The following is a 5,491-nucleotide window of genomic DNA, read 5'->3' as shown; positions in this document are numbered from 1 at the left end:
CCGACCGGCTTGACCACCACCGGGAAGCCGAGCTCGGCGGCGGCTGCCCCGGCGTCGTCGTCCGGCCCGACCACGCGGAACGCCGGCTGGGTGACGCCGCCCCCCGCGAGCACGGCGCGCAGGCGGGCCTTGTCCCGGGTGGCGGCCACGGCCTCGGGCGGGTTGTGGGCCAGGCCCAGGCGGTCGGCGGCGGCCGCCGCCGCCAGCACCCCCTCGTCGTCCACCGCCACGACGGCGTCGACCGGGTGGCGGGCGGCCAGGGCGGCCACCGCCTCGGCGGCGCCTTCCGGGTCACACGGGTCGATCACCAGGGCCCGCTCCCCCATCGCCGTGCCGAGGGCCTGGCGCTGGTCGGACGCCACGACCACCTCGGCCCCGACGGTGGCGGCGGCGGCCAGGAAGTCCTCGGCGCGATAGGTCGCGCTGGGAAGGATCAGGACCACCCTTGGCATGGCCCTATCATGGGCCACTCCATGGAGGAGCGTGTGCTATCCGTCAGCGATGAGGCTCTCCGGACCGTCGTCGACCTGCGGGCCGAGGAGGACGATCCGGAGACCCTGGCCCTCTGGCTCGAGGTCAACGGGGCCACCGGGTCGGAGTACGCCTACGACCTGTACTTCCAGGCGGTGGCCGACGCCGGCGCCGGGGACGCCGTCGAGCGCTTCGACGGGCTGGCGGTGGTCGTCCCCGAGGCCAGCGTCGACAAGCTCCGGGGCGCCAACCTCGACGTGCGCGACGGGGAGATGGTGCTGGTCAACCCCAACCGTCCCCAGTCGGCCGCGCCCGCTGCGCCCGCCGAGGCCGACCTGTCGAGCCCGGTGGCCCAGGCCGTGCTGCGGGTCCTCGAGGACGAGATCAACCCCGCCATCGCCTCCCACGGCGGCATGGCGCAACTCGTGGCGGTCGACGACGGGACCGCCTACCTGCGGCTCGCCGGGGGCTGCCAGGGGTGCGGGATGGCGTCGGTGACCCTGACCCAGGGCATCGAGGTGGCCATCCGGGAGGCCGTGCCGGAGATCCGCTCGGTCGTCGACGTGACCGACCACGCCGCCGGCACCAACCCCTACTTCGAGCAGGCCAAGAAGTAGGCCCGCCGGGCCTCTCCCCTCAGAACGCGGCCTCCGGGGCCGATCCTGGGGGCGTGCCGGACGCCGAGACCCCGGTGCGGGTCCTGGTCGTCGACGACGAGCCGGACATCCGCATCCTGCTGTGGCTGGCCGTGGAGGCCGACGGCCGCTGCCAGGTGGTGGCCGACGCCAGCAACGGGCGGGAGGGGGTCGTGCGGGCCGCCGAGCACCAGCCCGACGTGGTGGTGCTGGACCAGATGATGCCGGAGATGGACGGGGTGCACGCCCTCCCTCTGATCCGCGAGGCCGCCCCCCGGGCCAAGGTGATCATGCTCTCGGCGCTGTCGTCCCAGGAGCTGCGCGCCGAGGCCCTTCGCTCGGGGGCCGACGCCTATCTGGAGAAGAGCGCCAGCTTCCGACCGGTCCTCGACCTGGCCGTCAACCTGGCCCGGGGCCACGGCCCCGGGGCCAACTGAGCCCGCCGCCCCGGCGCTCCTAATCCCTCCGGCCCCGGAAGGTGGGGCCGTACTCTCCCCCGATGGCCGCGCACCCGAGCCGGGACCGGACCGGGACGGGGTCCCCCCTCGGGATCGCCGCCGCCGGGACGGCGGTCACGTCCTGGGGCCTGGGCAACGTGATGGCCAAGTTCATCGCCCTCACCGGGCCGTCGCTGTCCTTCGACCGCTTCTGGTTCGGCGCCACCTACACCGTGGCCGTGGCGACCGTCTGCCGCCGGCGGCTGTCGTGGCGGGCCCTGCGGCTGGCCGCCCCCGCCGGCCTGGCTTTCGGGCTCAACACCGTCCTGTTCTTCTCGGCGGTGAAGCTGACCTCGGTCACCAACGCCACGATCATCGCCGCCCTGCAGCCGGCCCTGGTGCTGTGCGTGGTGGGCCGGCTGTTCGGGGAGCGGGTCCGCCCCGACGTGATCGCCGCCACCGCTGTGGCCCTCGGTGGGACTGTGGCCGTGGTGGCCGGCGGGCGCGCCGGCGGGGGGGACAACCTGGCCGGGGACGCGCTGGCCGGCCTGGCCCTCATCCTGTGGGCCGCCTACTTCGTGGGAGCCAAGCAGGCCCGCCGGGAGTTGGGCACCCTCGAGTTCCAGGCGGCGGTGACCGTGGTCGCCGCCCTCACCATCACCCCGGTGGCCCTGGCCTACGGCGCGCCTCTCTGGTCGGGATGGGGGACGGCGGGCTGGGTCGTGCTGCTGGCGATCGGGCCGGGGGGCGGCCACTACCTCATGAACTGGGCCCACGAGCACACGTCGCTCACGATGGCGTCGCTCACGACCCTCGCCATCCCGGTGGTGGCCATGGCGGGGGCGGCGGTGATCCTCGGCGAGCGGATCACCGCGGTGCAGCTGGGCGGCACCGCCGTGGTGCTCGGCGCCCTGGCGACGGTGGTGCTACGCGGCGGTCAGCAGCCGACCCGCGCCGCCAGTCCCAGCGCCGCGTCCCCGTGGGCCGGGGCGGAGGCGGTGTCGGCGGCAAAGGTCTCGGCCGCCCAGGGGCTGCCGGCGGCGTTGGGCGTGCCGACGTCGTCCTGCACGACGGCGAACGGGTACGAGAGCAGCGCCCCGGCCGGCGGGGAGCCCACCTCGGACAACGGCGCCCGCACGGTGAGGGTCGATCCCGACAACGTGTAGGTGGCGGCGGTCGACGCGTTCGGCGTGTACTGCTCGGGTGAGTCCGCGGCGGAGGCGGTCGACCGCCCCGAGGTCACCGTGACCCCGCCGGTGTTGTCGACGTGGGCGTCGAGGAACCACTCGACCGGCGTCTTCCCGGCCGCCGCCCACGACCACAACAGGTAGAGGTCGCGGCCGGCGGTGGCCGCCGGCGGGTTGAGGGCCGAGACCGCCGGACCCGTGAAGGTGGCGGTGACGGTCGACCGGCTGGCGTTCAGCGATGCGGAGGTGAGGTCGAAGCCGGGCTGGTTTCCGAGCTGGACCTCGAGGGGCTCGGTGGCGTTGTTGGCCGGGCTGGTGACCGTCGCCGTGCAGACCGCCGCCGGCGCACCCATCGAGGTCGAGCCCGACAGGCGCGGCGTGCGCTTGACGATGGCGGCGATCAGCTTGCCCACGTCGGGGGCGCCCAGCCCGCTCGTGTAGTCCCAGCCCGCCGCGGGCTGGTAGGCGCCGTTGCCGAGCGGGGTCTCGGCCTGGGTGACGTCGTAGAACGTTCCCGGCGCCCGGGCCGCGGCGTAGAGCGACGGATCGGCAAAGCCGAGGTTGTGCCGGCCCGCCTGGGCGGCGGCGGCCTGGATGCGCGACCACATGCCCACCATCAGCGGGCTCGACAGCGAGGTGCCGCCTTCCGAGCTGAGGTTGCCGTCGATGTAGATGGAGTACCCGTTGCCCGTGACGTTGCCGGACAGGTCGGACACGTCGGGCACGCCCCGGCAGATCTGGGTCCCCGAGTACGAGCTGCCGTCGGGCTTCGACAGGCACGCCTGGCTCACCGCCGCCACGCCCTTCTGGAACGACGGCTCGGCGATGAAGTGGCTGGAGCCGCCACCGGTGAAGGTCCAGGACACCTCGGACTGGCGCTGGGTACGCGGCGGGTCGCCGACGGTGAGGACCGTCCCGCCCACCGCCACCGCGTAGTCACTGGCGGCGGGATAGCTGACATCGGGGACCGGTTGGATGGCCAGGCCGTTGCCGGCTCCCGCGACCGGTGCGACGAGCTCGGGGCAGCCGCTGCCGGTGTCCCCCGTCGAGGAGAACAGGGTGCGGCCCTCGATGGTCGCCTGGCGCAGCACCTGCTCCCCGCCCAGCTGCACCTCGAGGTTGTCCCCCAGCTCGGTCCCGTAGGGCTGCTGCGCCAGCGGCCCGGTCACCGGGTTGGTCGGATCGGTCTCGCACTCCCCGAAGCTGGCGTTCATCTGGGCCGGGCCCTTGGGGTCGTTGGCCCACTTGGCGAGGTCGGCGTAGATGTCGGCGTCGAACAGGGACTTGGCGAAGTAGAGGTCGAGGCGGTTGAGGTTGGGCGCCATGCCGGTGATCGCCTGGGTGTCGAGGTACCACTCGATGTTGCCGGCGTTGTCCCCGTACTCGTTGGCGCTGCCCGGCTCGGAGTGCACCACGCGCACCGGCACCTTGGGCAGCCCGAAGTGCTGCTCGAACAGCCGCAGGTTGTTGATCACCGGGTTGGGATCACCTTCGCCGAACATGCCGGCGGTCTGGCCCTGGCCCAGATCCGACGCGGGCATGTCGTACACGCCCCACAGGTCGGAGGGCTTGAGGATCCCGGAGAAGCTCCCCGCTCCCACCGCCGCCTTTGCCGCCCCCACGACGGCGGCGCCGGCCCCGGAAGCGACGGGGGCCGCCGGTGCGCTCGGCCCGGGCGTGCTCAGCGCCGGGGCGGGCCCTGCGGACGGGGTCGTCACTTCCGGGACGGCCGGCAGCCCGGGGGCGGCCAGAGCCGAGGCCAGCCCGGGCGCGGCCGATCGCGACCCGCTGGTGGTCGTCGGGGTGAAGCGGTGGAGGCTGTCGAGGCCCACCACCGCCTCGACGGGAAGCGAGGCGGGGACCCGGGGCGCCCGGTCGTTGGCCGTGAAAGAGGTGCCCCCGAGCTGGTAGCGCCCGATGTGCACCTGGAACAGGTGCTCGAGCTGGGCCGCGGTGCCGCTGACGGTGAGGTAGTCCCCGGTGCCGGTGACCGAGGCGATGCGCAGGCCCCCGGAGCGCAGCCAGTTCTCGACCGCCCGGGTCTGGGCCTGCGGGACCCCGAACTCGGCGGCGAACTGGGCCGGGGTGAGGAACCGGTGGAACATCGGGCTGGCCGGGTCGTACAGGGAGGCGTAGAGGCGCTGCTCCCCCGCCGGGTCGGGCCGGTTCAGGAAGACCCCGACCGTGTGCCGGACGCCGGGGCGGGCCGCCCCCAGGTACCGGGCCCGGGCCAGGCCGCCCAGCACGAGGGGCACCGGGTGGGCCGGTCCCAGCGCCGCCGGGCGCGAGGGCGCCGCCCCCGCCGCCCCCCCGGTGGCCACCAGGGCCGCCAGGAGGACCGGGACGACAACGAGGGTTGACGCGATCCGCCGGATGCTCCGCATGCCGGGAACTTTCGACGGCCGCCGGTCCCGGCCCTGCCCCGCCCCCTAGAGGTCCCTTACCGCCGGCCGAACCGGACATCGGGGGCGCTTTCGTGACATAGGCGCGTCAAACCCGTCACCCTCTAGCGTTCCCGTTCCAAAAACTTCCTCGGGGGTCTGATGAGTAGAGATCTGGGTCGGATCCGGACCAGGGCGGCGGTGGCGGCCCTCGCCGCCGCGGCGGCGGCCGGCGCGGTGGTGGCCGGGCCCGCCCGGGCCACGGACAGCTTCACCCTCCAGCGCGTCCAGGGCAACGATCGCTACCAGACGGCCGGCGCCATCAACCAGGCCGCCTTCCCCTCCGGGGAGCCGACCGCCCTCCTGGCCGACGGGGTCCC

5 protein-coding genes and 1 pseudogene are annotated in these 5,491 nt (G+C 74.3%); 4 read left to right on the top strand and 2 right to left on the bottom strand.

Features of this window, described 5'->3' with window-relative positions; genetic code table 11:
- Positions 1-452: hypothetical protein (locus tag VFW24_15190; protein ID HEX5268109.1), on the bottom strand; the 452-nt coding region annotated here is incomplete at its 3' end.
- 21 nt (positions 453-473) lie between these two features.
- Between VFW24_15190 and VFW24_15185 the strand changes: the two genes are divergently transcribed.
- The 3 genes and pseudogenes from VFW24_15185 to VFW24_15175 all read left to right on the top strand — a co-directional run bounded on the left by VFW24_15185 (position 474) and on the right by VFW24_15175 (position 2,457).
- Positions 474-1,088 carry a NifU family protein gene (locus VFW24_15185; GenBank protein HEX5268108.1) on the top strand — a complete coding sequence of 205 codons (615 nt, stop codon included), beginning with the start codon at positions 474-476 and terminating at the stop codon, positions 1,086-1,088.
- Between the two features lie 53 nt (positions 1,089-1,141).
- Positions 1,142-1,543 (top strand): response regulator transcription factor, encoded by a 402-nt coding sequence (locus VFW24_15180; GenBank protein ID HEX5268107.1) that lies wholly within the window; start codon positions 1,142-1,144, stop codon positions 1,541-1,543.
- 62 nt (positions 1,544-1,605) lie between these two features.
- Positions 1,606-2,457 (top strand): annotated as a pseudogene (locus VFW24_15175) (DMT family transporter).
- A gap of 23 nt (positions 2,458-2,480) precedes the next feature.
- Here VFW24_15175 and VFW24_15170 read toward each other — a convergent pair.
- On the bottom strand, positions 2,481-5,114 hold the full coding sequence (locus tag VFW24_15170; GenBank protein HEX5268106.1) for a S53 family peptidase: 2,634 nt from the start codon (positions 5,112-5,114) through the stop codon (positions 2,481-2,483).
- Between the two features lie 159 nt (positions 5,115-5,273).
- Between VFW24_15170 and VFW24_15165 the strand changes: the two genes are divergently transcribed.
- A partial coding sequence (locus VFW24_15165) for a hypothetical protein (GenBank protein ID HEX5268105.1) occupies positions 5,274-5,491 on the top strand: 218 nt, incomplete at its 3' end.

It is taken from the genome of Acidimicrobiales bacterium, from assembly GCA_036273495.1.
Taxonomy (GTDB): domain Bacteria; phylum Actinomycetota; class Acidimicrobiia; order Acidimicrobiales; family JAJPHE01; genus DASSEU01.
This window is presented reverse-complemented; position numbering and strand designations above follow the sequence as displayed.